This window comes from Pedobacter sp. WC2501, assembly GCF_052682415.1.
The window spans coordinates 1641226-1667577 of record NZ_JBQZFI010000001.1 but is presented as its reverse complement, the minus strand read 5'-3'; the positions used below and the strand labels follow the sequence as shown (position 1 = coordinate 1667577).

The following is a 26352-nucleotide window of genomic DNA, read 5'->3' as shown; positions in this document are numbered from 1 at the left end:
AACGTACGATTATTGAAAAATGGTTTATAAAGATGTAATTTAGTTTTAAACACAGCAAACTTCAGTCATGTTAAAAATCTTAAATACCTTCTGTTTCTTTTTAATTTGTAGTTCATTGTTTGCACAAATAAAAGAATTAGAAAATTTATCGATTGAAGAGCAGGATTCGTTAATGGAGAAGAACTCCCATTGCATGCATAGAGATAAATATAGTATTGCGCAAAGGAAACTATTTTACCCTTTTAATAGAACAGAATTTGTATCCTTAATATCTTTTCAAGATACGATATCAGAATTTTCAAGCCATTTGCCTGTAAAAAAAGGTATTTTGGATAGCAGGATGGTTAAGGAAGAAATTAGGCTTTCTAAAGCAGATATTGATAAACTCACAGATCTATTTTTTAATCATGGTTATATATCCCAAAAATATGGAGTAATTATAGAGAGAATGTCCTGTTATGACCCTCATAATGCCATATTATTCTTTAACGAAAAAAGAAAGGTAATCGCTTATATTGAGATCTGCTTCGATTGCCTTGGCATGAAGTTCAGTTCAAAAAAAATAAACACAGGTGAAAATTGTACAGAAAAATTTAGCATGCTTAAAGATTTCTTTATCTCAAAGGGAATCAAATTTGTTTCAATAGACCATACAGATGAATTATGAGAATATACAACGAAACCCTTACCCTCCGAGTAGCCGAGCGGTTAATGCACATTGAAGATGTGGCGGAAAAAGAGATGTTCAATGGACTTATTTTTATGGTGAACGGTAAAATGTGCATTGGCGTTTCTAAGAACAGCATTATGGTGAGGCTTGACCCAGCCACTTTAGAAAACCTATCACATAAAGACGGCTGGGAACAAATGGTGATGGGTAATAGACCAATGAAAGGTTATATTTCGGTTTCAGAAGATGTTTTAAGCCAGAATGATGAGCTTGATTTCTGGGTAAACCTTGCCCTGGCTTTCAACCCCTATGCCAGGGCATCAAAAAAGAAATAACCATAAATACAATCTGTTGCCCTATCCCACTGTTCAAAAACTAGCAAGAGCCATATTTTTTGATTAATTTTATGTTAACTAATCAAATATTATGAAAGAACGAGCTATTATAGCAGCATTTCTGCTATGCATTTCATTCACCATCCAGGCTCAGGTTAAAAGAACCAGTACATCAACAGAAACTAAAGAAACAAATACGCAATCCTTAAGAACTCAGGCTCCAGAGGGGCATTATTGCGATTACTGTAAATTAAATTACCCGGAATCGCATTTCCCTTGCATTATGAAATCCATTAAAGGCAAGCTAGATGTAACCACAGGCGAAGTAATTTTTGTGGCCGGGCAACCAATAGGTGGCATTGTAGTTAAAGGCGGCAAAAACCCGGAGAGCAGTACCCTTACACTTGTGACCAACGAAAATGGAGAAATAGAATTTAATAATACCAGCATCGGGAATTATAAATTTATCATTTCAGTACCTTCCACTAATCCCAAATCGCGGGTAGCAGGCTCGCCAATCGGGGGAATAATTGTTAAAGGTGGTAAAAATCCTGGCGGAAGTTTAATCACTTTAATTACCGACGAAAATGGCGAAATAGAGCTGAATAACCTGTCTGTTGGCACCTATAAATTCACCGCTTTAGGCGCTTCGGCAACTGAGAAAGATAATCCATTATATAAATCGAGTTATTCTGAAAAGGTAAATCCGTTACATAAAAACTAAAATTGTTAAATTCACGTGACCTTTCATTTTTTGGCACTATTATGGAATCTCTCAAATCTGTGCATCTTTAAATTATCACACATTTAAAACACACATTATGAAACGTTTAAATTTAATATTGAGCATCGCATTTCTTGCGATAGGACTTCATTCTTTTGCCCAAACTGACAAAGAAACTACAGTAAAAATCGTTGCAGATAAAAATTATACTTTTATTGCCAACTCAGCCATGCCGATGTCTAACAATGATGTTAATAGAGTATTGGCAATGATGCCAGGCGGTCAGGGGGGCTCTTCAATAAACCTATCTGGATCGCAATACGATGTGAAGGTTACTAAAGACAGTATTGTTGCTTATCTGCCTTATTTTGGAAGATCTTTTTCGGCCCCGATGGATCCCACACAAGGTGGTATCAAATTTACCTCAAAAAACTTCACCTATACTGAATCTAAAAATAAAAAAGGAACCTATATTATCCAGATTAATACAAAGGATGTAACAAGAGAAAATTATCGGTTTACCATTAATATTTCGACCAATGGTTATGCTTCGCTAACAGCTAGCAGCATGAATAAACAGCCCATCATTTTTAATGGTTATTTAGACGAGCCGAAGAAACAGGATTAGGGCTTGTCATCCTGAGCCTGTCGAAGGGCCTGCCTAAATTCATATTAAGGCATTTCGACAAGCTCAATGTGACATATCGATAATTAAATTATTTCTTAACCAACTCTATCTGAAATATATGGGGCCATTTTTTACCAGCTACAAAAAGCCTTTTACCTGCCTTATCGTAAGCAATTCCGTTTAATACATTATTGGCCTTTTCATCTTCGGTTTTAAAGTAATCAGCAGGCAACAAGCCTGATAGATCGATCTTACTTTCTACAGCACCAGTTTCTGGATTAATAATCAGGATATCATTAGTGGTGTAAACATTTGCATAAATTTTACCATCAATAATTTCCAGTTCATTCAGATTTTGAATCGGGTCCTTATTATCGAAAACATCAATCGAACCAATTTTCTGATAGGTATCCTTATTCAGAAAAAAGATCGTGTTGGAACCATCGGTATTCAATACTTTCTCTCCGTCAAAAGCCAAGCCCCATCCTTCTCTGCCGGTGGTGTAGGAAAATTCAGATATTTTTTTAAACGTAGCTTTATCATAAACAAAGCCTACTTTTTCGCGATAAGTTAACTGAATAATTTTATTGCCGATTACTGTGATGCCCTCACCAAAATATTGCTTATCCAAATCTGCTTTCTGAAGGATTTTACCTGTTAATGGTTCTACTTTACGCAGACTCGAATGGCCATAATCGCCGGCACTCTCGTAGAAAAAGCCGTCATGATATTCTAAACCTTCTACGTACGAAGAGGTATCGTGAGGCAAGGTCTTAATCACTTTATAAGTATACTCAACTGGCGCCTGGGCCGCTAAAACATTAATATTTGAAGTTAACTCCTCTGACTTCCCATCTCCAAATATTTTAGCAGTTAACAGGTGATTACCCAATTTTAAACCCGCTGTTTTAAGTTTGATGGCTGAAGTATCGGTTTTTGAAACCAATTTGATGGTATCGATCAGGTAAACTACAGAATCTACTTTGGGTTCAGCTCCAAACTGCACTTTTACATCAAATTCGTTTCCTGATGGCACATTAAGGCCAGTCATCGGCGAAAGAAAACTACGGTAAGTTGTGGTAGAACTGTCTTTACAAGAACTCACGAATGCAAGTGCAATTCCGATAAATAAGAAACTTTTAATGGGGTTAATCTTCAGGCCAAAACGCATCTTCTATATGGTTTAAATTATAATTTTTATTTTTTGTAAAGATAATCGCAATAATATCAAAACGGATATCATTTTGATGATTCATGATTTCAATATAGGCATTAGCAGCCAATTCCATCTGAATTTGTTTTGCTTTGTGTACAAATTCTTCTGGTTCGCCAAAAGCAACCGAGCTCCGGGATTTAACCTCTACAAAAACCATGATGCCGTTTTTATATACAATTAAATCGACCTCGGCTTTACCATGCGTCCAGTTTTCATCTAAAATTTCGTATCCATTATCTTCCAGATATTGTTTGGCAATTTTTTCGCCTTCTCTACCTAAATCATTGTGAACTGCCATATCTAATTATTGAATGATTGAATTTTGAATGAGTGAATCTTTTCAAATGTATTTCTATTTTCCAATTCTATCCTTCAATATTCTATCATTCACTAATTTATTTAACGATCACAGAGCCCAGGAACTTAGAAATTTCTCTCTCTACACCTTTAATCACTCCATAACGTTGCATTAAAATCATTTGGTTATCCTCGTTCTTTTCTTCTTTAATTTCTTTCAACAGGTTCATTAATATCTTTTCGACTTTACGTTTTTTGAGGTGAAAAATACCACCTAAAATAGTCGCTTTTAAATTCATCGATTCATCTTTAACATAAATCAGGTGTTTATTTAACCAGTTTTCACTCAATGCATATTCTGAAGTTGAAAGTGTAATGGCCAGATCGGCAATATCCCTATCCTCATGTTTAACAAAGTGGTTCGACGTGGGCAATCTGCCGTTGTCGATTTCTGATTTATAATAATCGATAATTCTTTTACAAAGTGGATCATCAAATTCAACATCGCTCAAGTTCTGCATAATGAAGGAGCCAATGTACATGTCGTCAATTTTATCCCAGTTTACAAATTCGTGGCCAAAAGCCAGTAACAAACGGACAATTTCCTTTTCCTGATGCTCATTATCCTCTACAGGTTGCTCATGGCCCATAGGGCCTGCGCTGTCATCCCATAAATCATCTGGCGGACCAAGTGGCTCTGGTGCACCCGAAGAATATTGCTTTGGACTTGAAGAAGGCGTTGCACGTTGGTTGTTATCAAAACTTTTCTTAAGCTTTGTCGAGCGCATTTTATTTAATTCGCTCAGTAAGATATGCTCATCAATTTCGAGCAAACTGCTACACTCACGGATAAAAACGGAAGCTTTAATAGGATCTGGAATTTTAGCAATACTTTCTACAATATCGCGGATAATGCCTGCCCGTTTGATCGGATCGTTGCCCGCATCTTTAAGCAGCACATTCGCCTTGTATAAAATAAAATCTTTCCTATTCTCCTCAAGATAGGTTTTAAATGCCCCGGCTCCCACATGATGCATATACGAATCAGGATCATGGCCATCGGGGAAGGAAACGATTTTCACATTCAGTCCTTCTTCCAAAATCATATCCAGACCACGGAGTGAGGCTTTAATCCCCGCAGCATCGCCATCAAACAAAATGGTAATGTTCTGGGTAAAACGGCCAATCAGTTTAATCTGCTCTACCGTTAACGAAGTACCTGATGAGGCCACTACGTTTTCTATTCCGGCCTGGTGCACCGAAAGCACATCTGCATAACCTTCGGCCAGGTAACAGTTATCTAAATCGCGGATGGCTTTTTTGGCATGAAATAAGCCGTAAAGCACGTTCGACTTGTGGTAAATTTCGCTTTCAGGCGAGTTTACATATTTTGGAACGTTTTTATCCGTTTTTAGCGTTCTGCCTCCAAAGCCTATAATCCGGCCGGTAAAGTTGTGGATAGGAAACATTACCCGACCGCGAAAGCGATCGTAAATTTTACCATTATCGTTTTTAATGGATAATCCTGTAGCTTCTAAAAACTCTAATTTATGACCTGCATTGGTTGCGCTTTGCGTCATCGCATCCCAGACATCAGGAGAATAACCAACCTCGAATTTTTTTAGGATGTCTTCTCTAAAACCACGCTCTTTAAAATAGCTGAGGCCTATGCCTCTACCCTCGTCTGTCTCCCAGAGCTGTTTTACAAAAAATGCAGCAGCATACTGCGAAACAACATAGAGGCTTTCTTTTGCACTTTGTGCTTCGGCATCCTGAGGGCTTAATTCGGCTTCCTCAACTTCTATATTGTATTTATTGGCTAAAAATTTAAGTGCTTCCGGATATGAATATTTTTCATGATCCATAATAAAGCGTACCGAATCGCCCCCTTTGCCACAACCAAAGCATTTGTAAATGCCTTTAGTTACAGATACGTGAAAGGAAGGTGTTTTTTCGCCATGGAAAGGGCAATTACCAATTAAACTGGTTCCGCGTTTTTTTAAGTGCACAAAATCCCCAACTACCTCCTCAATACGGGCGGTATCCATTATCTTATCTATCGTTTCGCGGTTTATCATACTTATTATTGTCCGTCGAGGAGGCACGACGAAGCAATCTTTTTTGCTATATATACTTTTCAATCAGTTATCGCCTTGCAGGAAAGATTGCTTCACTCCATCGCACATTCCCCTTCTTCAGTTCGCAATGACGAATATATTCTATTTAACCAAAGGCAATAACTGATCAGCCACCAATTTATTACCGGTTTCGTTCAGGTGTACTCTATCAACGGTTAAAATGCCTTTTTCTTTATCTTCCGGATTATTTTTTGCTTCGTATTCTGCGAAAATCTTTCTTAAATCGCATACAGGAAGATTGTTTTTTGCAGCCAGTATTCTAATCCCTTCAGCATATTTATTCAAATCGGCATCTAACTCATTGGTACCATCTTTTTTCTCGCCAACAACTGATGGAGTAACCAATACCACTTTGCTGCCTACACCCTGGATTTTATTGATCAAAGCCTGATAGAACTTTAAATATTTATCATAATCGGTTCCGGTATGGGATGATTGTTTATGCCAAACATCATTAATACCCACATAAATCACCACTAAATCAGGTTTCTTGTTCAAAACATCATCTTCTAAACGCAGATAAAGATCATAAACCTTATTGCCGCCTATACCAGCGCCAATTACGTCGTATTTTGTAGAATCGAGTGATTTTTTGATCAGGGTTACATATCCATTTTTAGAAACACCCTGCTGGGTAATCGAATCGCCGAAAAAGATAATCCGTTTTGGTTTAAATGTCATTGAGGTTAATGCAATTAAGCAAAAGCTTAGTAAAATACTCGTTTTTATTACTGTTTTCATCGTGTATAATTGGTTAGGTTATTTTTTATCGGTCTTTTTAAAATCCAGGTCCTGAAAATCGAAACTGAAATCGGTTAATGGAGAAATGGCCTCGATTTTAAAACCATCGGCCATGGCATTGTTATCTAAACTGAAATTAACAAAGGCATCAGCATCCAAACTTCTGTCGTACCATTTTACAATAAATGTATTTCCCTTATAGTAAGTCATATCACCTCTCAGTTTTGGTGCATTTTTAGCCTGAAAATGCATTTTACCTTTTACTTCACTGATGGTTACTTCGCCAAACCACGAATCGCGGAAAGTGCCATAGTAATTTTTAGCATCAGGTTTCGAAGTCGATAATTTTTGTTGAGCAGCAATATCACTCCAAACTTTGGCGACCATCTCATCAGCCTGTTTTTCGTTTCTTAATCTATTATCGTTGTAGGTCTTAATCCTATCCTGCCCCTTGATTCCTAAATAACCATCTTTGATCGAATTGGTAATGGCATTAAATGCTGCTCCGGACTGCTGATTGGTTAACACAATGATCCCGAGTTTCAGTTCAGGAAGAATGGTTACCTGCGTTACAATTCCTGATAAACCACCTGTATGTGTTGCCTGAAAATTACCATTAACATTACTCAAAAACCAGCCTAAACCATAGCTGTTAAAAGCTGCCGGATTACCGCCTGCAATTATGGTTTGCGGGGTCCAGAGTTCTCTTGCCACTGCAGGGCTGAATAACTTTTTATCCAGGGTTTCTCCATATTTACCACCGTTGATCATTGCCATTACCCATTTACTCATATCGGTAACGTTTGAGTAAATTCCTCCTGCTGCATTGGCGATTTCACCAAAGCTTAAGCCAACGGGAATTAGTTTACCTTCGTAAGGTGCATGTCCATCAATTACGTTCGATTTATCTTTTAAACGGTACCATGAAGCAGCAGTTTTAGTCATGCCTAATGGCTTAATGATTCTTCCTTCGATAAAATCTTCGTAAGTAGTTCCCGAAATCCTTGCTATCACTTCTCCGGCAACAATGTACATCAGGTTATCGTAATCATATTTGGTACGGAAAGAGGAAACAGGTTTTAGATAACGAAGGTTATGAATCAGTTGCTTTTTATCTACCGTTGATGAATCGGGCCAGATCATTAAATCGCCTGCACCCAAACCTAAACCGCTGCGGTGTGTAAGCAGATCTCGGATTGTAAATTCACTGGTCACATAGGCATCGTACATTTTAAACTCCGGAATTACATCGGTAACTTTAGTATCCCAGGTAATTTTCTTTTCATCAACCAGCATACCTAAAGCTGCCGCGGTAAAAGCTTTTGTGTTTGATGCGACGCCGAAAAGAGTATTTTCATCAACCTTTTTATTGGTTTTGATTGAACTAACGCCGTAACCTTTTAAATGAATAATTTTACCATCTTTGATTACAGAAACCGCAATTCCGGGAACATTAAAGGTACTCAATGTTTTTTCGACCACGCTATCGATCTGTTTTGAAGAAAGCACCTGTGCCTGCACATGGATACCCAAAAACAGCAATAAAGCAATGGATATTTTGAATTTTATAGAAGAAAAGAGTTGCATATTAATCGGTTTAATAATCGCTTAAAGATAATAAATCTTTTAGGCGATAGTTGAATCCTTATTTGCCCTTTTCGAGTTTATAATCTTTGTGTACGATTAAAAAACTTGCCCTTTCTTCTTTTTTAAAAGGGTAATCCCAGTTACCCTGATAGGTTATTTTGGTTGGTAATTTATCCTCTCCGAAATAACCCATTTCGATATTCATCTGTACATCGAAATCAAAAAGCATGTTACTGTATTTCATGTCGACATACCGGCCAAGAATATTAAAATTCCGTTTATCAAAAATGGTAACCAGTTCTTTGATCATGATGCCATCTTTTGTCCAGCTGCTTAAATCGGGTTTTACCGAAACTTTAAAACGGTAAACAGGAATGGAATCTAAATAAGTACCGCTGGTAAAACCATAATCATAATACTGGCGCATATTGGCCGAAAATATTTCAGTTTTACTGCCGATAAAAGGCACTTTTACAGGTCTGCCTGGATTAAAAATCAAGGTTTTCAGTTTGTCCTTATAACTTTCATTTGTTCCACCCTTTCCATCAGGCTTGGGTGCATTGGGTACAAAATCAGTATTATAAGCATTCATAAAAATGTAATCGAACATTTCTACGGTATACAACTGGTATTTTCCGTTTTTCTTATAAATTTTTCCCGTATCCTGTTTTACCAAATACTCCATTTTATAGGGGCCACTATTATTATGGCGGATTTTACGGTAAATTTTTCCATCAACCTTATTCTTTTTATCGTAACTGTAAATCCTGTTTTCGGCAATAAAAGTATAACGTTTCATATCCCTAAACGACTGATAAAAGGAAGTATCATACATTACCTTTCTGATAAATGTTTCTACATTCAACTTTTCGGCCTTAATATTTACAGCCGAATCGAGTACAATGGTTTTGATGGTATCCGGATTAAAACGGTTGATTTCCTGAGCAAAACCTGTATAGAAGAGCGATGTTAACAGTAAAAACAGAAAGACTTTTTTCATGCAAGTAAGGTATGTAAAATGGAAAATGTGAGATGGAAAATGTAAAACGGATGATTGAAGATAGATGATGGAACTTGAACTCCCCCATCATCCATCTTAACAATTTACATTTTCCATCCTAATTTCCTAGTTGTTTTAAAGCAATATAAGCCATTAATCCAGTTGATATTTTCAAGGCGTCTTCATCCACATCAAACCTTGGTGTATGTACTGAATATTGTGTGTCTTTTGCTGCGTTCCCAGTACCTAAACGATAAAAACAGGCATCTGTTACCTGCGAGTAGAAAGAAAAATCTTCGGCAGCCATCCAGATATCTAAATCGACTACGTTTTCTTTACCCAAAAATTCTTCAGCAAAGGCTCTTGCATTTGCCGTTAATTTTTCTTCGTTAATTAAAAATGGATATCCTCTGTGAATATCAAAATCGCAGCTTCCGCCCATGCTTTCGGCAATGCCTTCGGCCATTTTTTTCATGCGTTTGTGTGCTTCATCCCTCCAGTCTTCATCCAGAGTTCTGAATGTTCCTTCAATTTTTACTTCATTCGGAATAATGTTGGTTGCACCGTTGGCAATTACTTTACCAAAAGACAGCACTGATGGAATACGTGGGTCGGCATTGCGGCTCACCACCTGTTGCAAGGCGATAATGATATGTGAAGCGATTACAACCGGATCAATGTTTTGGTGTGGTTGTGCGCCATGACCGCCTTTCCCGGTTACGGTAACATAAAGTTCGTCTGTAGAAGCCATGTAAATACCCGAACGGAAACCCACTTTACCGGCGTCAATCAATGGCATTACATGCTGACCAACAATATAATGTGGTTTTGGATTTTCAAGTACACCTTCTTTAATCATGATGCTTGCTCCACCTGGCAAAAGTTCTTCTGCAGGCTGAAAAATCAGTTTAATGGTTCCTCCAAAATCATCTTTCATTTTATTTAGGATATAAGCTGTTCCCAAAAGTGAAGAAGTATGCACATCATGTCCGCAGGCATGCATTACGCCATGATTTTTGGAACGATAAGGTTTGTCGTTTGCCTCATGAATAGGTAAAGCATCCATATCGGCACGTAAGGCAATAACTTTATCAGATGGCTGATTACCTGTAATTAAACCTACCACACCTGTATTGGCACAGTCCGTATATTCAATTCCCCATTTTTTTAATTTATCCTTGATGAACAATGAGGTTTCGAATTCTTTGAACGATAATTCGGGATTGGCATGGATATGTTGACGATAACCTACGACATCGTTAAAAATGTGAGCGGCCAGTTCCTGTACTTTATTTTTGATCATTGGTTGTAGTGGTATCTAAAGTTGGTGCATTTATTTTTTCCCTAAAAATAAACAGAGTAGGAAAAGTTGGTCTGAGTTCGTTGATAAGGCGCTGTGCCTCTAAGCGGCTTCTGAAATCGCCCACCCGAACGTAATAGTTAGGCTCTTTATAAGTGAGGTAAGTATTTAACTGAGGATATAACCCTTTAAAACGTGCCTGCTGATTAAAAACTTCACGCCGGTCTGATCCATAAAAAATCTGTACCCGGTAACCATAGCCAGAAACAATTGGTTTGCCTGGTTTTACCTCACCTGAAGTTTTATAAACCTGCAACCGTTTGGCAATTAAACTATCGATTAAAGGATCTTTTATAACGGTTACTTCGCCCTTTTGTGCAAAAGCAGTTATGGTAAGAAATAAGCAAGATATAAAAGTTATTGTAGTTTTCATGAGCAAAATAATTGGCATTTGATGAGGAGATGTATCGTCTCACTTCTTCTTAACAACAAGAATGCCGAAATCGTTGCAAAAATCGGCATTCTTTATGGGTTAAGCAAATAGTTATTATTTGGGAGAAAATCTTAAAGGGTATAGGGATTAGAAACCTTTAGTTGTAGTATCTTTTCAAAGTCCTTAGCATTTCTTGTAATGAGCGTAAGTTCATTCACGATAGCTGTTGCAGCAATTATTGCATCCGGTAATTTTAGGTTATAATATTTGCGTATTTCTACAGTTTGATTCTTAATTTCCTGACTTAGCTCATAGACATAAGAATCTTTAATAAAGTTTCTTAATATGAGTAAATCGTTTTCAGTGGCAGTTTTCCAGCAAAGAAGTTCAATTTCAGTGATAGCAGAAATGGCAGGCTGATTGGTTGATACAATATTGTCAATAAACTTTTCAGCTGTTGATGTAAACTGCCTTTGCAGGAAATAGATTATAGTGTTCGTATCCCAAAGATAATTTATTCCCACTCGTTTCGTATAATGTTTAATTGTTCATCTACTTCTGAAATTGGCTGTTTTTGCATCGAACCCTTATATTTTAAGATCAGATCGTTACCAGAGACATCCTGAGTATTAGAATCTCTTCTCAAACGAATAACTTTAAGCAATTCTAAATCTTTTAAAAGATCTAATGCTCTATCATTTAAAATATCTAGTGTTATTGTTCTCATACTCAAAAATACTAAAAATATAAATGAAATCAACATAATGCTGTAATCCCTTAACTATCCATTTCCGTCAATTCAGAAAATTGATTAGGTAAATTAATTTATAGACTTCTCCACTACGTCTAAAGGACGATCAACTATATGATGATTCCAATAAAAAAACCCAGATTCTTTTTCGAAACCTGGGTTTTTAGCATTATTTCAAGTAAGTTATGATTAATTCGACTTTTTAGGTTCCAAGGTAAATTCGTAAACTTTTGGATCATATTTCATCATTGCACCTGTAACAATATCAACAATAAAACCTGGAATAAACAAAAAATTTACTACTGACACCGCATTAAATGCTGTTTGTGGCTGAAAAGTCTTGGTTTCATAACCATCCAGTTTCAACGAGATGGTTTGTCCGGTAAATCCTTTTTTTAAGGGTATAGCCATAGGTGTTACCCCTGCTTTAACCCCATCTACTTCGATAGTAGCCGCTGGAGGATTAGAATTGATTTGAACGGTTTGTTTTGTGCCCGTAAAAACAGTGGCGCAGCTCGATAACAGCAATGTCGCTGAAACAGCGGCAATGTTAAAAATTCTTTTCATTTGTGTGTGTGTTTGTGTGTGTTTCCTACTCTTATGGCTTTTCAGTTACGCCCCGTTTTTTATGGTTTCCGGACTCCAATTTTAAGTTTATTAGTCAGTAAGAAATTGCCTACCAATTTCAAATTGACCGTCCCTAAATATAAGTGTTAATTTGAGAATTAAAAATTTAGTTTTAAAAAAAGCCCCGACTTTTTTGTCGGGGCTTGGTATGCTATATATTTTCTAATTATAAATTAGCGCCGTGGCAGTTTTTGAATTTTTTACCGCTACCGCAAGGGCAAGGTTCATTTCTACCAACAGTTGCTTCCTTACGGATTGGCTGTTGTGGAACAGCTTCACGTGTATCGCCAAACTCAATACCTGGCTCTTCTCTGCCAAATTCCTGTTTAGTAGTTTGCAACTTCGGTTGTTTTACCGGGGCTGGTGCCTCTCTAACCTGGTCTGGCTCCTGCTGAACCGGAATACCACCTTTATACAAGAAACTTACTACCTCTTTATTAACCGCATTAAGCATGTTTTTAAATAAGTTGAAAGCTTCCATTTTATAAATTACCAATGGATCCTTTTGTTCGTAAACTGCGTTTTGTACCGATTGTTTCAAATCGTCCATTTCGCGTAAATGTTCTTTCCAGCTATCATCAATCAGGGCCAAAACAATAGTTTTTTCGAATGAACGAACGACCTCTTTTCCTTTATTGTCGATTGCTTTCTTCAAATCAACAGCAACCTGGATACCACGGATACCATCTGTAAACGGCACCACAATCTGTTCGATATGCTCTCCACGCTCTTCGTATACCTGGGTTAACACGGGTAACGACTGTTGAATAATGGCTTCTGATTTACGCGCATAAAATGCTTCTGCTTCTTCAAATAACTTTTCAGTTAACTGAGGGATATTGGTTGAAGAGAATTCTTTTTCGGTGATTTCCGTATCTAAAGAGAAGTTTTTAATGACTTCCAGTTTGAAACCATCATAATTTGCTTCTTGTTTATATTCGCTTACGATATCTTCAGCAACATCGAAAACCATATTGTTCATATCCACATCTAAACGTTCGCCAAATAAAGCGTTTTTACGTTTAGCATAAATTACGGTACGCTGTGAGTTCATCACATCATCGTACTCCAATAAACGTTTACGGATACCAAAGTTGTTTTCTTCTACTTTTTTCTGTGCACGCTCGATAGATTTGGTAATCATAGAGTGTTGAATCACCTCGCCATCTTCGATACCCATGCGCACCATAATACCAGAAATACGCTCTGAACCAAATAAACGCATTAAGTTATCTTCTAATGAAACGAAGAATTGTGACGAACCCGGATCACCCTGACGACCTGCACGACCACGTAACTGCCTGTCTACACGACGGGATTCGTGACGCTCAGTACCTACAATGGCTAAACCGCCAGCTTCTTTAACACCTGCTCCCAATTTAATATCGGTACCACGACCAGCCATGTTGGTTGCAATGGTTACTGTTCCTGCCTGACCAGCTTCGGCAACGATATCAGCCTCTTTCTGGTGCATTTTCGCATTTAATACATTATGTTTAATTCCGCGGAGTTTAAGCATACGGCTTAATAACTCTGAAATCTCTACAGAAGTGGTACCCACCAATACCGGGCGGCCAGCTTTTGGCTCAAGTTGCCCCGTTTCAGGATTAACCGCAGGAATTAACGCACCTTTAGCATCCAATTTAGGTACAGCTCTACCTGTTTGGTCGTATTTAACAACCGGCTTACCATCTTTCTGTTTTACATTACCTTCTTTATCGGTTTCGTATTCAGTCTCGTAATGAGAATATGGGAAAACCAGGTATTGTATCTCTTCAGCAACGGCATTATATTTTTCACGAACGGTACGGTAAACGTAATCCTGCTCATCAATCCTCGAAATATTTCTGTTGGTCGGGATTTCTACTACATCCAATTTATAGATCGACCAAAACTCGCCAGCTTCTGTTGTTGCAGTACCTGTCATACCGCAAAGTTTGTGGTACATACGGAAATAGTTCTGCAAGGTTACTGTTGCATAAGTTTGGGTAGCATCTTCAACCTTTACATTTTCTTTAGCCTCAATTGCCTGGTGTAAACCATCAGAGTAACGGCGACCATCCATAATACGGCCCGTTTGCTCATCAACAATTTTGATTTTTCCTTCGTCAATGATGTACTCTACATCAATTTCGAATAAAGTATAAGCTTTTAATAATTGGTTTACCGAGTGGATACGTTCTGCTTTTACCGAGTAATCGCGCATTAAAGCATCTTTTTGAACCACTTTTTCTTCTAAAGGCAGATCAGATTTTTCTAATTCGGCAACTTCAGTACCTACATCAGGCAATACAAAGAAATGTGGATCTTCGCCCGATTGGGTAATCAGTTCAATACCTTTTTCAGTTAACTCAACCTGGTTGTTTTTCTCATCAATATAGAAATACAATTCAGAATCTACCTTAGGCATATTCTTAGATTGATCTGCCATATAGTGGTTTTCGGTTTTTAACAACAAACCACGAACACCACTTTCACTTAAAAACTTAATTAAAGCTTTATTTTTTGGCAAACCGCGGTATGCACGCAATAAGGCTAAACCACCTTCGCCTTCTTCAGTTCCGCTGTTACCTGCGTTGATTAATTTCTTAGCTTCGTTTAATGCCTGGGTTACATAAGCTTTTTGTGCATTAACCAAACGCTCAATACGTGGTTTCAACTCATAAAACTCGTGTTCATCTCCGCGTGGGATCGGACCAGAAATAATTAAAGGCGTACGGGCATCATCAATCAAAACTGAATCGACCTCATCCACCATAGCGAAGTGCTGCTTGCGCTGTACCAATTGATCTGGTGTTTGCGACATATTGTCACGCAGGTAATCAAAACCGAACTCGTTATTCGTTCCGTAAGTAATATCCGCAGCATAAGCTTTTCTTCTTTCTTCAGAGTTTGGCTCGTGTTTGTCAATACAATCAACACTTAATCCGTGGAATTCAAATAATGGACCATTCCACTCACTATCACGACGGGCCAGGTAATCATTCACTGTTACAATGTGTACACCTTGTCCGGCCAATGCATTTAAATAAGCTGGCAATGTACTTACCAGGGTTTTACCTTCACCAGTAGCCATTTCGGCAATTTTACCGCTGTGTAATACAATACCACCAATCAACTGTACATCGTAATGCACCATGTTCCAGGCTACTTCCGTTCCGGCAGCATCCCATTTATTTGCCCATTGGGCTTTATCGCCAACAATTTTAACATTATTTTTTCTTGCAGCATAATCTCTGTCAAACTGGGTAGCAGTAACCTCTAAATAATCGTTTTCACTTAAACGGCGTGAAGTTTCTTTAATTACAGCAAAAGCTTCTGGAAGGATTTCCAAAAGCACTTTTTCCAATTCTGTATCGCGATCTTTACCTAAGGCATCAACCTGATCGTAAATAGCCGTTTTTTCGTGAAGATCTAAACTTTCACTTTCTGCATCAGCTTTTAAAGCTGCAATTTCTCCATCAATCTCGGTTAAGAAATCAGAAATCCTGTTTTTAAACGCTACGGTTTTACCACGTAACTCATCATTGCTTAATACAGACAGCTTACTGTATTGCTCGTTAATTTTGACAACCAATGGCTGAATAGCCTTTATATCTCTTTCTGATTTACTTCCGAAAATCTTCGCTAAAAATCCTAACATTATATTTTAAATCGTATTTATTATTAAAAAATGGTGTGTTTCAACAACCAAGCCATTGTCTTCCTTAAGTCAGTTTGGCAGTTATTGGTATAAATGGGGGCTTAAATCTTGTAAAAAGATCTTTTTGAGGAAAGGATAACTAGGGACTGTTATTCTTCGGTTTCTTTCTGATTGTTAAATCAGCAATTACCTGATTTACGCTTACATATTTTGCAACTTTTACCGGAGCCTGCGTTCCAATTAAAGCAAGCCTGGTATAGGATAATAAATAAGGATTGCGGTCTTCGTTAAGTTGAACCGAACTTTTACCTGTAGCGTTTACGCTGATGTTATGCTCATTACAATATTCATTTAATATCCTTAACCCTTCAACGCGTTCGGCTTTCGCCAAATGTGTTAAGCTAAAAAATACAAGTGATATGGTAACGAGGTGTTTCATTAATAGCGGCAAAGCTAGTTTTAATCTTTTATAAAAAGAAATTACAGCTTAGCAAAAAGTGTACCTCAATCTTCCTGTCATTCCGAACGCAGTGAAGAATCCTTCACTTAAGAATATCATAACCTTAACCAGTACACTAAACTCATTGCCTAAATTAGTAATGCTTCCAACACAATAGAGATCCTTCATTGCATTCAGGATGACAACTGAATATTATTTAAACACTACCTCAGTGGCGCCATAGCCAAATTTTTCTTTCCTGGCATCCATATAAGTTCTTACATGCGGGTTTTTGCTGATCAGTTTATGGATTTTATCTCTTAAAGTACCGTTGCCTGAACCGTGGATAAAAACGATTTTATCAAAATGATGCACAACCGCAGCATCCATCGCCGTTTGAAAATGATTGATCTGTATCTGCAACATTTCGTCTGCTTCTAAGAAATGATGATCGTCCCTCAGTTTTTCGATGTGCAGATCAATTTCCTTTTGAGGGGCTTCAACTGTTTTTTTCTCTTCCGATGATCTGAAAAAACTTTCCTTTAATTTCTGTGGATCGATAGTTACCGGAGCAAGATCATCCAAACGGATGAACCAACCTTTATTCCTCAATTGAGGCAACTCCTTTTGTTCGATACTAAAATCCTTTGCCCTAAACTTCTTACGGATCACCAACGGATCAATGGGTTTAACATCGGCTTTACTGAATACCAAAACCTGAAAGTTAAATTCCGGCCAAAGATCAAGATCAGCCAATGATGCAGAATAAACTAAAGTGGAGCCATAAGATGCGATGACTCCATGAAAAGCCCCTGCGTATTTTTCTTTACGTTCGGTGGTTAGGCTGACCAATAAAATATTCGACGAATGGTTTTGCAGATGAAAATGCACCACATTACCAGCCTTATCATCGGTAGCAACGGCAACATAAATGCCATTTTCGATTTTACTAACGCTTGGGATATTCACCTGGATGGGTTTTGGCGCATCCAACTCTTCGGCTACCACACCATGACCGTGTACAGAAGTTAAATTACTTACCGCAACAGGAATCTCAAAACCATCTTCATCGGTAACACCTAAAGTTTGGCTATCGATAATCTTCGTTACATAACCTTCACGTTTTTCATCAACAAAACGCACAAAATCTCCCAGTTTAAATTTCATTTCTATTATTTTTTAACCACAAAGGCACAAAGTACACAAAGATTTTAAGCAGTTTGTATTAAAATGTCGTGCATGAAGCTATTTACTCCTTTGGTCTTTCAGCTTTTTGGCGGGGGTTTTCAATCTAATTCGTTCGGTTCAATTAAGAAATGTACTATCACACATCATATCTTCGGACTCCAGACTGTCGACTTCTAACTCAATTAATGCCTTGTATCGTTACCATGATAAATACTCAGGTAACTTTCATATCTCGAAACCGCAATTTCACCTTCATTTACGGCTTCAATAACAGCACAGCCCGGTTCGTTAACATGTTTGCAGTTATTAAAGCGACAATCGTGCGAAGTTTTAAAGATTTCCCTAAAAAAATGCCCTAGTTCTTCCTTCTCAATATCGATCACACCCAGTTCTCTGATACCCGGCGAATCTACAATAAAACCTCCCTGCGGCAGTTCGAACATTTCGGCAAACGTAGTGGTATGTTGGCCTTTATCGCTCCAGTCTGACACCTCCCCAGTCCTCAAATCGCGATCGGGCATTAAAGCATTGATCAGACTTGATTTTCCCACTCCTGAGTGACCCGATATTAATGTAATTTTATCGGTAATCAATTCCTGGATAACCGGAATGTTAATGCCTTTTAAAGCTGAAACTTCATAGCAGGCATAACCTATATTTTCGTAGATATCTTTAAACTCCTGCAGAATTTCCAACCCTTCTTTACTAAACAGATCGAGTTTATTAAACACCAATACAGCTGGAACATCATAAGCTTCGGCAGTAACCAAAAAACGATCGATAAAACCTAAGGAAGTACGTGGCGAGGCCAGTGTAACCACCAGCATGGCCATATCCAGATTGGCGGCCAATATCTGCGCCTGCTTGCTCAGGTTGATCGATTTGCGGATGATGTAGTTTTTACGCGGTAGCATTTCGTTGATCAAACCCTGATTGCTATCCCGTTCCAGATCAAATTTCACCCTGTCTCCAACCGCAATCGGGTTGGTGGTTTTAAGTCCTTTAATCCTGAATTTGCCTACAATCCGGCAATCATAGCGTTCACCATTATCGGCCAAAACACTATACCAGCTCCCTGTAGATTTAATAACTAATCCCTGCATATTTGCGGTAAAGGTATGAATATGATTTCATTGGTAGAAGTGGCCTTGCCGGATAAAAGTTTGCGTACAGGCAAAAAGAACAAGCACTTTTAACTATATTCTTTGTTATCTACCAAATATCTTACATAAATACAACGCTTTAAAAGGCAAAAAACCTAAATTTGCGACAACAAAAATCAAAAATATAATGAGTTTCAGAATAGAACACGATACCATGGGCGAGGTGCAGGTACCTGCCGACAAATACTGGGGTGCACAAACCGAACGCTCACGCAATAACTTCAAAATCGGCCCGGAAGGTTCGATGCCAAAAGAGATTATCCATGCTTTTGGATACCTGAAAAAAGCAGCTGCGCTTGCCAATACAGAACTTGGTGTATTATCCGCAGAAAAAGCAGACTTGATTGCTAAAGCTTGTGATGAAATTATTGCAGGCCAGTTAGATGATCAGTTTCCATTGGTAATCTGGCAAACGGGTTCGGGTACTCAAAGTAACATGAATGGCAATGAGGTGATTGCAAACCGTGCTCACGTAATAAACGGTGGTTCATTAGCTGACGATAAAAAAGTACTTCACCCTAATGATGATGTAAATAAATCACAATCATCAAACGATACTTACCCAACTGCAATGCACATTGCAGCCTATAAACTTACAGTAGAAAATACCATTCCAGGTTTAGAGAAATTAAGAAATACTCTAGCCAAAAAAGTTGACGAATTCAGTACGATTGTTAAAACCGGCCGCACACACTTTATGGATGCGACCCCACTTACTTTAGGGCAGGAATTTTCTGGTTATGTACAACAGATTGATAACAGCATCCGGGCAATTAAAAATGCTTTGGTTATGGTTGCTGAGCTGGCTTTGGGCGGAACTGCTGTTGGTACAGGCTTAAATACGCCAAAAGGATACGATGTTTTAGTGGCTAAAAAAATTGCAGATTTAACTGGTTTACCCTTTGTTACGGCTCCGAATAAATTTGAGGCGCTGGCTGCACACGATGCTATGGTAGAACTTTCTGGTGCATTAAAACGTACTGCGGTTGCTTTAATGAAGGTAGCTAATGATGTGAGAATGCTAAGTTCTGGCCCTCGTTGTGGTATTGGCGAAATTGTAATTCCTGATAACGAACCGGGATCTTCAATTATGCCTGGTAAAGTTAACCCTACACAACCAGAAGCTTTAACAATGGTTTGTGCACAGGTAATCGGTAACGATGTTGCCGTATCAGTAGGTGGTATGAGTGGCCACTTCGAACTTAATGTATTTAAACCTTTAATTGCAGCCAATGTATTACAGTCGGCCCGCTTAATTGGCGATGCCTGCGTTTCTTTTACTGATAAATGTGCAGAAGGAATTACCGCTAATTTGCCAGAAATAGAGAAACATTTACAAAATTCTTTGATGTTGGTTACGGCTTTAAATCCACATGTAGGTTACGAAAATGCAGCTAAAATTGCGAAGAAAGCACATAAAGAAAATAAAACTTTAAAAGCAGCCGCTGTAGAGTTGGGCTTGTTGACCAACGAACAGTTTGATGAGTGGGTGCGCCCGGAAGACATGGTTGGAAGTTTGAAATAAGTTAATTACATAACGGTCGTCATCCTGAATTTATTTCAGGATCTTTTCAGTACTCAAGATGCTGAAACGAGTTCAGCATGACGTTCCAACTTTACAATACGGTTAATTAAAAACACAGGTAATATGAACTCAGTACTTTCTAACCTTTTAAGCTTGACATCCATCATTTCACCTTGCGTTGTATTTGGAACCTGCTGTTTTTTTTTAACGAAAAAATCTTCAGTTGAAGCCATTTTAATGACCATTGGATCGGGTATTGGTCTGCTCATTACTATATTTTATGCTTTTTTAATGCCGTTGCTAATGGCCGGGCAAAACTTAGCTTATACAGAAGTTTCAAAATACTATTCTATTGTAGGCATTATCAGTTTTATTGCCAGCCTTTGTTTTGCAGCAGGTCTTTTAATTCTGGTTATCAATACCGTTAAAAAACAGCCAGTAATCCACAATCAATTCCCTAAAAGCACCGATTATAACCATGATTAAACCGCAATTAGGATTAAGGCTTTGTTATATTTTCCTTTTTACATTATCCATATTACATATAGCTTGTAGCCCGCGGCCTAATGTACAGGGCAAAGGCGAAGAGTTTATGCAAGGTGTTTGGAATGAAGATTCAGTCGCTTTTAGTAATAAATTAAGCAATTACACACAACACCATTTCAAGTTCACCTGCGATTCTGTTTATATTGATATGGTTACCCATAGCAAAGTAAATTTTTACGAGGATTCTTGTTATAACAATGGCATTTGGAAAGAATATGCCAAAGGTGTTTATGTGGTTAAAGGTGATACGTTATTTATAGGCGCAACCTTTACACACGCTAATTATAAACAAAAAATATCAGGATGTTACCGCATCGGTCGCTACGAAAAAAACTTCCTCATCAACAAAAAATCTGCAGATACCTTAACTTTAGAAAGTTTGAGCGATCAGCGTGAAATTAAACTAACACTTAAAGAAAAAATTACCTGCATACCAAAAGAATTATAAAAATGATTTTAACATCAATTAAACAAAAATTAATCCTTGCTTTAGCAGTGGGGTTTTTAGCCTATTTACCTATTCGGGCAAATGCATGGGGTACCATCGGCCATCGTGTTGTTGGCGAAATTGCCGATAGTTATTTAAAGGCGAAAACACGGAAGGCTATTCAAAGTATTTTAGGTTATGAAACTTTGGCCATGAGCGCCAATTGGGGCGATTTCATTAAATCAGATTCTACTTATAACTATATGTACAACTGGCATTTTGTTAATCTTCCGGCAGGACTGAACAAAGATGGCGTTTACAACTTTTTAGAAACTGAAAAATCGCCTAACCTTTACAACAAAATTCCTGACCTAATTGCTATACTAAAGAAAACAAGCAGCTCGGCAACTGAAAAAAAACTGGCTTTGCGCATGTTGGTTCACCTGGCAGGAGATTTATGCCAGCCTATGCATGTTGCCCGTAAAGATGATTTGGGCGGTAACCGAATTTCGGTATTGTGGTTCAATGAAAAATCCAATATCCACAGGGTTTGGGATGAACAGCTTATCGAATATCAACAGTTAAGTTATACAGAATATGCTAAGGCAATTAATCACCCATCGGCTATTCAGTTAAGCAACTGGCAAAATACAAGTCTTAGAGATTGTATTTATGAATCGTATGGTATTTGCAAAAAAATTTACGCAAATACAAAACCAGATGCTAAATTAAGCTACCGTTACAACTTTGAATGGGTTGATACCCTTAATGAGCAGTTACTAAAAGGTGGTGTGCGTTTAGCAAAAATGTTAAACGATATCTACGGATAAGCCTTTCTGTTAAATATCAGATGCCCCAATGCTACCAGGCTTGGGGCATTTTTTTTGCCAGTGTAGCATATCAACTATAAAATCCGTTTAATTAGACAAAACCAATTATAAACCATGAAAAAATTACTACTTATTTTAACTGTTTGTTTAGCGTTCGGCTGCAAAAAAGATCTCGACAAAACATTAACAAAAAAAGACTGGCACATCGAATCGATTACGGTTAGCCCAGCAATGACCATTGGCCAAAAAACGAGTACCAACTATATGGAACTGATGGGTCCAAGCAGTTGTGTAAGTAATTCCATGATCTCTTTTTCATCGGAAGGAACTTACGTTTGGAGTTCAAATGGAGCACTTTGCGATCTGTTATCTGATACTAGCATAAAAACCTGGAAAAGAGATGGTGATCAGATTTTTTTATCTTCTGCGCCACAATCGCCATTAATATTAAGTGGAGATAAACTTACCCAAACCACTTCTACCCCACTACAAGCAGGAATTATTTATACATTTGTTTATGTATATAAATCCAGATAACATTGAAAATTTTAATGGTTTGCCTCGGTAACATCTGCCGTTCGCCATTGGCTGAAGGCATTATGCGACATCTGGCAGATGAACAAAACTTAAATTGGGAAATCGCTTCGGCAGGAACAGGCAATTGGCATATTGGCAAAGCACCTGACCATAGAAGTATTTCTGCTGCCAGGGCATTGGGTTACGATATCAGCAAACAACGGGCGCAACAATTTAACCACTTAATGTTTATCAGGTATGATCTTATTTTTGTTATGGACCGGAATAATTTAGCTGACGTACAAAGTCTCGCTAAAACCGATGAGGAACGAAAAAAGGTTAAACTTTTCCTTGATAACGGCGAAGTTACAGACCCATATTGGGATAATGCGCTGTTTAGCCCTGTTTGCAAGCAGGTTGAAGAAAGATGTAGGGAAATTATCAAACAACTTTCTTAAATTTAAGGCACATTATCCATCACTAACCAAGTTAAAAAAATGAAAAAGTACCTGTCCATATGTTTATTAGTTGCAACAGTAATTTTATTCCAAAGCTATACCGTAGCAAAAAAATCGGCAAAAGTTTTAGTTTTCTCCAAAACCAAAGGCTTTAGGCACAACTCCATCGAAACCGGAAAAGAAGTAATCCAAAAATTAGGCACCGAACATCATTTTGAAGTGGATACTACCGAAAATGCCGATGTTTTTACAGAAGATAACCTTAAAAAATATGCAACTGTTATTTTCTTAAATACCACAGGCGATGTATTGGACAATAAACAACAGGTTGCTTTCGAAAGATATATCCAGGCTGGTGGAGGCTATGTGGGTATCCATGCAGCAACGGATACAGAGTACGATTGGCCTTGGTATGGTAAATTGGTTGGCGCTTATTTTATAAGTCACCCCGCTGTTCAGGAAGCCAGATTTATCATTAAAGATAAAAAACACCCATCAACCAAATTCCTTTCCGATTCGATATGGATGAGAAAAGATGAGTTGTATAATTTTAAAGATATCAACCCAGATATTAAAGTGCTGATTAATTTAGACGAGAAATCGTATACTGGTGGTAAAAACGGCGATTTCCATCCTTTTAGCTGGTACCACAATTTTGATGGTGGAAGAGCTTTCTACACCTGTATGGGCCATACTAAAGAAGGCTGGGCTGATGATAAATTTCAGAACCATTTATGGGGAGGTATTGAATACGCAATAGGCGGGCAAAAGAAATTAGATTACAGTAAAGCCCATTCGAAATTCTAAAATTAGATTAGGCTTGCTGAAACAATTAACCAGCAAGCCTAATCTATCTTTATAATAATAAAACGATATTTTAAGACTTATTCTTTTTCTGGTTAACCAAATAAATATAATTCAGCATACAGAAAGAAGCCACAGCCCCGAAAGTATGCCATAAAAAATGCGTGCCGATACTCAATATATCCCATTTATCTGCAATTCGGAAAGTTAAAGCAAATATGAAAGCAATTAGGGCAAATCCTACCCATTTGCCATTTTTCCAGTCTGTTTTAATTAAGTACCCAAACACCGGAAATAAAACCAGCGCGGCCATAAAAGCATAATTAATATTGATAAAAATCTGAAAATCGCCATTGCTAAAGAGTCGCCGCACATAAAACTGAAAGAAAGCATAAACCGCTACAATTAAAACGGCAAAATACCATTTGGTTAGTTTGGAAAGAAAGTAGACACCTGCTGAAAGGCATAAAAGCATAATCGGCATCCAATCCATCATGATAAAGATTGGCCAGCGCCTTAAGCCGTGATAAGTGGTACCGCCAATCCCCCCAATATAAAGCAACACTAATGCAATACTTAAAAACGTGTGTTGTTTAAAATTACCCCAAAGTTTAATCGTCCAATACACCGCTATAGCCAGGAAAAAGCAACTTGTTATGGTATTAAAAGGCTCTGGAAATAACTGGTTCAGATTGGTTTCTGTATATACTGTACCTCCATCAGGAGGATTCTGGGTAAAAGCGTTCATAAATAAATAACGTAAGGAGAAATTAAATGTTTCATGGATCTATGTAACGATCAAGATGTAAAAATAATCTTGCACATACATTTTCAAGAGGTTAAATATGGGATAACGCTTACCTTACCAAGGTTAATTATTTGTACTTTAGTTTTATCTAAGCTATATAATTATGAAACCATTATTTATCCTTTTTTTACTCCTTTCAACTGCTATTTACGCCCAAACACCGCCTCAACCTTATGATGCATTACCTTCAAAAAGGCAATTGGCCTGGCATGATATCGAAGTTTATGGCTTAATCCATTTTACACCAACTACTTTCGAAAATAAAGAATGGGGCTACGGTGATGCTGACCCTAAAACATTTAACCCGACAGATTTTAATGCCGACCAGATTATTAAAGCCGCTAAAGCAGGTGGATTGAAAGGAATTATTTTAGTTGCCAAACACCATGATGGCTTTGCCTTATGGCCAACTAAAACTACAGAATACAATATTAGTAAAAGCCCATTCAGAGAGGGAAAAGGAAATTTAGTTAAAGAAGTAGAACAGGCAGTACGTAAAAACGGTTTAAAGTTTGGGGTTTATTGCTCGCCATGGGACAGAAATAATGCAAGCTATGGGACAGATAAATACCTGCCCATCTATCAGGCACAGTTAAAAGAGCTTTACAGCAATTTTGGGGAACTTTTTATGAGCTGGCACGATGGTGCTAACGGTGGTGATGGCTATTATGGTGGAGCAAAAGAAAAACGTTCTATAGACAATACCACCTATTATGATTGGAACAACACCTGGGCTATTACGCGCAAAATGCAGCCCATGGCAAATATTTTTAGCGATATTGGTTTAGATATCCGCTGGGTGGGCAATGAAGATGGACATGCTGCACCAACTTCCTGGGCAACCTTCACTCCGATGGCACCGGATGGCAAAAGTGTAGCAGTACCCGGACAGGCAAATTATCCGCAAAGCCCCGAAGGAATTAGAAATGGCAAATTCTGGATGCCGGCAGAATGCGATGTTCCTTTAAGGAAAGGGTGGTTTTATCATGCTAATGAAAAGCCAAAAACCCCGGAAACGTTATTCGATCTGTATTTAAAAAGTGTTGGCCGTGGGGCAGGTTTAGATCTGGGTTTAGCACCAGATACCCGTGGACAACTTCATGATGATGATGTAACTGCTTTGAAAACTTTTGGCGACATGGTTAAACATACTTTCGAGAATAACCTGGCGAAAAATGCATCGATTAAAGCGAGCAATTGCAGAGGCAAAAAGTATGATGTTGCCAAGCTGCTTGATGGTAAAAAAGCGAGCTACTGGGCCACGCAGGACGATATCCATCAGGCAAGTTTAGAATTGGATTTGAAAGCTGCTAAAACCTTTGATATCATCAGCCTGCAAGAGTACATTCCTTTGGGTCAGCGCATAGAGGCGTATGCTATTGAAATATTTGAAAATAATACCTGGAAAAATGTTTACAATGGCACGAGCATTGGTGCGAAACGTTTAGTTAAATTAGCGCATCCTGTTACAACTAATAAATTAAAAATAAACATCACCAAATCGCCGGTTTGTATTACACTAAGTGAAATCGGACTGTATAAAAAAGCTGGGTAAACA

The 26352-nt window shown here is 37.9% G+C and carries 28 protein-coding genes; 12 read left to right on the top strand and 16 right to left on the bottom strand.

Features of this window, described 5'->3' with window-relative positions:
- Positions 1-67 precede the first annotated feature (67 nt).
- The 4 genes from ACUN24_RS07230 (at position 68) to ACUN24_RS07215 (ending at position 2357) form a co-directional block, all read left to right on the top strand.
- Positions 68-667 (top strand): hypothetical protein, encoded by a 600-nt coding sequence (locus ACUN24_RS07230; RefSeq protein ID WP_445561876.1) that lies wholly within the window; start codon positions 68-70, stop codon positions 665-667.
- Entirely contained in the window at positions 664-1005 is a 342-nt protein-coding gene (locus ACUN24_RS07225) for a TfoX/Sxy family protein (RefSeq protein ID WP_445561875.1), read from the top strand. The genes ACUN24_RS07230 and ACUN24_RS07225 overlap by 4 nt, the downstream gene beginning before the upstream one ends.
- A gap of 91 nt (positions 1006-1096) precedes the next feature.
- Positions 1097-1729: a hypothetical protein gene (locus tag ACUN24_RS07220; RefSeq protein ID WP_445561874.1), complete on the top strand. Its 633-nt coding sequence runs from the start codon at positions 1097-1099 to the stop codon at positions 1727-1729.
- Positions 1730-1826: 97 nt separating this feature from the next.
- Positions 1827-2357: a DUF4251 domain-containing protein gene (locus tag ACUN24_RS07215; RefSeq protein WP_445561873.1), complete on the top strand. Its 531-nt coding sequence runs from the start codon at positions 1827-1829 to the stop codon at positions 2355-2357.
- 88 nt (positions 2358-2445) lie between these two features.
- Here ACUN24_RS07215 and ACUN24_RS07210 read toward each other — a convergent pair whose 3' ends face one another.
- From ACUN24_RS07210 to rsgA, 15 genes are all read right to left on the bottom strand, one after another.
- Entirely contained in the window at positions 2446-3528 is a 1083-nt protein-coding gene (locus ACUN24_RS07210) for a glutaminyl-peptide cyclotransferase (RefSeq protein ID WP_445561872.1), read from the bottom strand.
- Complete coding sequence (locus tag ACUN24_RS07205; RefSeq protein WP_445561871.1) at positions 3506-3871, bottom strand: YraN family protein; 366 nt, start codon at positions 3869-3871, stop codon at positions 3506-3508. The genes ACUN24_RS07210 and ACUN24_RS07205 overlap by 23 nt, the downstream gene beginning before the upstream one ends.
- A gap of 97 nt (positions 3872-3968) precedes the next feature.
- The gene (gene dnaG / locus ACUN24_RS07200) at positions 3969-5948 is read right to left on the bottom strand and encodes a DNA primase (protein WP_445561870.1); all 1980 of its coding nucleotides are present in this window, start codon (positions 5946-5948) and stop codon (positions 3969-3971) included.
- Between the two features lie 141 nt (positions 5949-6089).
- Positions 6090-6749 carry an SGNH/GDSL hydrolase family protein gene (locus ACUN24_RS07195; RefSeq protein ID WP_132398959.1) on the bottom strand — a complete coding sequence of 220 codons (660 nt, stop codon included), beginning with the start codon at positions 6747-6749 and terminating at the stop codon, positions 6090-6092.
- A gap of 18 nt (positions 6750-6767) precedes the next feature.
- On the bottom strand, positions 6768-8336 hold the full coding sequence (locus ACUN24_RS07190; RefSeq protein ID WP_445561869.1) for a serine hydrolase: 1569 nt from the start codon (positions 8334-8336) through the stop codon (positions 6768-6770).
- Between the two features lie 58 nt (positions 8337-8394).
- Positions 8395-9336 (bottom strand): hypothetical protein, encoded by a 942-nt coding sequence (locus tag ACUN24_RS07185; RefSeq protein WP_445561868.1) that lies wholly within the window; start codon positions 9334-9336, stop codon positions 8395-8397.
- A gap of 118 nt (positions 9337-9454) precedes the next feature.
- The gene (locus ACUN24_RS07180) at positions 9455-10639 is read right to left on the bottom strand and encodes a M20 metallopeptidase family protein (RefSeq protein ID WP_445561867.1); all 1185 of its coding nucleotides are present in this window, start codon (positions 10637-10639) and stop codon (positions 9455-9457) included.
- On the bottom strand, positions 10626-11069 hold the full coding sequence (locus tag ACUN24_RS07175; protein WP_193421118.1) for an SPOR domain-containing protein: 444 nt from the start codon (positions 11067-11069) through the stop codon (positions 10626-10628). Before ACUN24_RS07175 ends, ACUN24_RS07180 begins: the two co-directional genes overlap by 14 nt.
- A 131-nt stretch (positions 11070-11200) precedes the next feature.
- Positions 11201-11593, bottom strand: a complete 393-nt coding sequence (locus ACUN24_RS07170) for a type II toxin-antitoxin system VapC family toxin (RefSeq protein WP_445561866.1) — start codon at positions 11591-11593, stop codon at positions 11201-11203.
- Positions 11584-11796, bottom strand: a complete 213-nt coding sequence (locus ACUN24_RS07165; protein WP_445561865.1) for a hypothetical protein — start codon at positions 11794-11796, stop codon at positions 11584-11586. Before ACUN24_RS07165 ends, ACUN24_RS07170 begins: the two co-directional genes overlap by 10 nt.
- A 213-nt stretch (positions 11797-12009) precedes the next feature.
- Positions 12010-12387 carry a PEGA domain-containing protein gene (locus ACUN24_RS07160; protein WP_445561864.1) on the bottom strand — a complete coding sequence of 126 codons (378 nt, stop codon included), beginning with the start codon at positions 12385-12387 and terminating at the stop codon, positions 12010-12012.
- A gap of 226 nt (positions 12388-12613) precedes the next feature.
- Positions 12614-16090 (bottom strand): preprotein translocase subunit SecA, encoded by a 3477-nt coding sequence (locus tag ACUN24_RS07155; RefSeq protein ID WP_445561863.1) that lies wholly within the window; start codon positions 16088-16090, stop codon positions 12614-12616.
- 139 nt (positions 16091-16229) lie between these two features.
- Positions 16230-16529, bottom strand: a complete 300-nt coding sequence (locus ACUN24_RS07150; protein ID WP_219076098.1) for a hypothetical protein — start codon at positions 16527-16529, stop codon at positions 16230-16232.
- A gap of 213 nt (positions 16530-16742) precedes the next feature.
- The gene (locus ACUN24_RS07145; protein WP_445561862.1) at positions 16743-17696 is read right to left on the bottom strand and encodes a Smr/MutS family protein; all 954 of its coding nucleotides are present in this window, start codon (positions 17694-17696) and stop codon (positions 16743-16745) included.
- A gap of 203 nt (positions 17697-17899) precedes the next feature.
- A complete protein-coding gene (gene rsgA / locus ACUN24_RS07140) occupies positions 17900-18820 on the bottom strand; it encodes a ribosome small subunit-dependent GTPase A (RefSeq protein WP_315420557.1) in 921 nt (306 codons plus the stop codon).
- A gap of 187 nt (positions 18821-19007) precedes the next feature.
- Between rsgA and fumC the strand changes: the two genes are divergently transcribed.
- The 7 genes from fumC to ACUN24_RS07105 all read left to right on the top strand — a co-directional run bounded on the left by fumC (position 19008) and on the right by ACUN24_RS07105 (position 23989).
- A complete protein-coding gene (gene fumC / locus ACUN24_RS07135) occupies positions 19008-20405 on the top strand; it encodes a class II fumarate hydratase (RefSeq protein WP_445561861.1) in 1398 nt (465 codons plus the stop codon).
- A 123-nt stretch (positions 20406-20528) separates the two neighbouring features.
- Positions 20529-20891 (top strand): hypothetical protein, encoded by a 363-nt coding sequence (locus ACUN24_RS07130; protein ID WP_445561860.1) that lies wholly within the window; start codon positions 20529-20531, stop codon positions 20889-20891.
- Entirely contained in the window at positions 20884-21399 is a 516-nt protein-coding gene (locus tag ACUN24_RS07125) for a fumarate hydratase (protein WP_445561859.1), read from the top strand. Before ACUN24_RS07130 ends, ACUN24_RS07125 begins: the two co-directional genes overlap by 8 nt.
- 2 nt (positions 21400-21401) lie before the next feature.
- Positions 21402-22208: a S1/P1 nuclease gene (locus tag ACUN24_RS07120; RefSeq protein ID WP_445561858.1), complete on the top strand. Its 807-nt coding sequence runs from the start codon at positions 21402-21404 to the stop codon at positions 22206-22208.
- 114 nt (positions 22209-22322) lie between these two features.
- Complete coding sequence (locus ACUN24_RS07115; protein WP_445561857.1) at positions 22323-22745, top strand: hypothetical protein; 423 nt, start codon at positions 22323-22325, stop codon at positions 22743-22745.
- A gap of 2 nt (positions 22746-22747) precedes the next feature.
- Positions 22748-23182 (top strand): low molecular weight protein-tyrosine-phosphatase, encoded by a 435-nt coding sequence (locus ACUN24_RS07110; RefSeq protein ID WP_193421142.1) that lies wholly within the window; start codon positions 22748-22750, stop codon positions 23180-23182.
- 39 nt (positions 23183-23221) lie between these two features.
- Positions 23222-23989, top strand: coding sequence for a ThuA domain-containing protein (locus ACUN24_RS07105; RefSeq protein WP_445561856.1), 768 nt, complete (start codon positions 23222-23224; stop codon positions 23987-23989).
- Positions 23990-24059: 70 nt separating this feature from the next.
- On the opposite strand, the gene ACUN24_RS07100 is transcribed toward ACUN24_RS07105, so the two are convergent.
- Positions 24060-24734: a hypothetical protein gene (locus ACUN24_RS07100; RefSeq protein ID WP_445561855.1), complete on the bottom strand. Its 675-nt coding sequence runs from the start codon at positions 24732-24734 to the stop codon at positions 24060-24062.
- A 163-nt stretch (positions 24735-24897) separates the two neighbouring features.
- On the opposite strand from ACUN24_RS07100, the gene ACUN24_RS07095 reads away from it, so the two are divergent.
- On the top strand, positions 24898-26349 hold the full coding sequence (locus ACUN24_RS07095; RefSeq protein ID WP_445561854.1) for an alpha-L-fucosidase: 1452 nt from the start codon (positions 24898-24900) through the stop codon (positions 26347-26349).
- Positions 26350-26352 lie beyond the last annotated feature (3 nt).

Bases quoted from the DNA above. Each gene is read 5' to 3' on its own strand.
- ACUN24_RS07230 (WP_445561876.1), top strand. From the start codon at position 68: ATGTTAAAAATCTTAAATACCTTCTGTTTCTTTTTAATTTGTAGTTCA.
- ACUN24_RS07225 (WP_445561875.1), top strand. From the start codon at position 664: ATGAGAATATACAACGAAACCCTTACCCTCCGAGTAGCCGAGCGGTTA.
- ACUN24_RS07220 (WP_445561874.1), top strand. From the start codon at position 1,097: ATGAAAGAACGAGCTATTATAGCAGCATTTCTGCTATGCATTTCATTC.
- ACUN24_RS07215 (WP_445561873.1), top strand. From the start codon at position 1,827: ATGAAACGTTTAAATTTAATATTGAGCATCGCATTTCTTGCGATAGGA.
- ACUN24_RS07210 (WP_445561872.1), bottom strand. From the start codon at position 3,528: ATGCGTTTTGGCCTGAAGATTAACCCCATTAAAAGTTTCTTATTTATC.
- ACUN24_RS07205 (WP_445561871.1), bottom strand. From the start codon at position 3,871: ATGGCAGTTCACAATGATTTAGGTAGAGAAGGCGAAAAAATTGCCAAA.
- dnaG (WP_445561870.1), bottom strand. From the start codon at position 5,948: ATGATAAACCGCGAAACGATAGATAAGATAATGGATACCGCCCGTATT.
- ACUN24_RS07195 (WP_132398959.1), bottom strand. From the start codon at position 6,749: ATGAAAACAGTAATAAAAACGAGTATTTTACTAAGCTTTTGCTTAATT.
- ACUN24_RS07190 (WP_445561869.1), bottom strand. From the start codon at position 8,336: ATGCAACTCTTTTCTTCTATAAAATTCAAAATATCCATTGCTTTATTG.
- ACUN24_RS07185 (WP_445561868.1), bottom strand. From the start codon at position 9,336: ATGAAAAAAGTCTTTCTGTTTTTACTGTTAACATCGCTCTTCTATACA.
- ACUN24_RS07180 (WP_445561867.1), bottom strand. From the start codon at position 10,639: ATGATCAAAAATAAAGTACAGGAACTGGCCGCTCACATTTTTAACGAT.
- ACUN24_RS07175 (WP_193421118.1), bottom strand. From the start codon at position 11,069: ATGAAAACTACAATAACTTTTATATCTTGCTTATTTCTTACCATAACT.
- ACUN24_RS07165 (WP_445561865.1), bottom strand. From the start codon at position 11,796: ATGAGAACAATAACACTAGATATTTTAAATGATAGAGCATTAGATCTT.
- ACUN24_RS07160 (WP_445561864.1), bottom strand. From the start codon at position 12,387: ATGAAAAGAATTTTTAACATTGCCGCTGTTTCAGCGACATTGCTGTTA.
- ACUN24_RS07155 (WP_445561863.1), bottom strand. From the start codon at position 16,090: ATGTTAGGATTTTTAGCGAAGATTTTCGGAAGTAAATCAGAAAGAGAT.
- ACUN24_RS07150 (WP_219076098.1), bottom strand. From the start codon at position 16,529: ATGAAACACCTCGTTACCATATCACTTGTATTTTTTAGCTTAACACAT.
- ACUN24_RS07145 (WP_445561862.1), bottom strand. From the start codon at position 17,696: ATGAAATTTAAACTGGGAGATTTTGTGCGTTTTGTTGATGAAAAACGT.
- rsgA (WP_315420557.1), bottom strand. From the start codon at position 18,820: ATGCAGGGATTAGTTATTAAATCTACAGGGAGCTGGTATAGTGTTTTG.
- fumC (WP_445561861.1), top strand. From the start codon at position 19,008: ATGAGTTTCAGAATAGAACACGATACCATGGGCGAGGTGCAGGTACCT.
- ACUN24_RS07130 (WP_445561860.1), top strand. From the start codon at position 20,529: ATGAACTCAGTACTTTCTAACCTTTTAAGCTTGACATCCATCATTTCA.
- ACUN24_RS07125 (WP_445561859.1), top strand. From the start codon at position 20,884: ATGATTAAACCGCAATTAGGATTAAGGCTTTGTTATATTTTCCTTTTT.
- ACUN24_RS07120 (WP_445561858.1), top strand. From the start codon at position 21,402: ATGATTTTAACATCAATTAAACAAAAATTAATCCTTGCTTTAGCAGTG.
- ACUN24_RS07115 (WP_445561857.1), top strand. From the start codon at position 22,323: ATGAAAAAATTACTACTTATTTTAACTGTTTGTTTAGCGTTCGGCTGC.
- ACUN24_RS07105 (WP_445561856.1), top strand. From the start codon at position 23,222: ATGAAAAAGTACCTGTCCATATGTTTATTAGTTGCAACAGTAATTTTA.
- ACUN24_RS07100 (WP_445561855.1), bottom strand. From the start codon at position 24,734: ATGAACGCTTTTACCCAGAATCCTCCTGATGGAGGTACAGTATATACA.
- ACUN24_RS07095 (WP_445561854.1), top strand. From the start codon at position 24,898: ATGAAACCATTATTTATCCTTTTTTTACTCCTTTCAACTGCTATTTAC.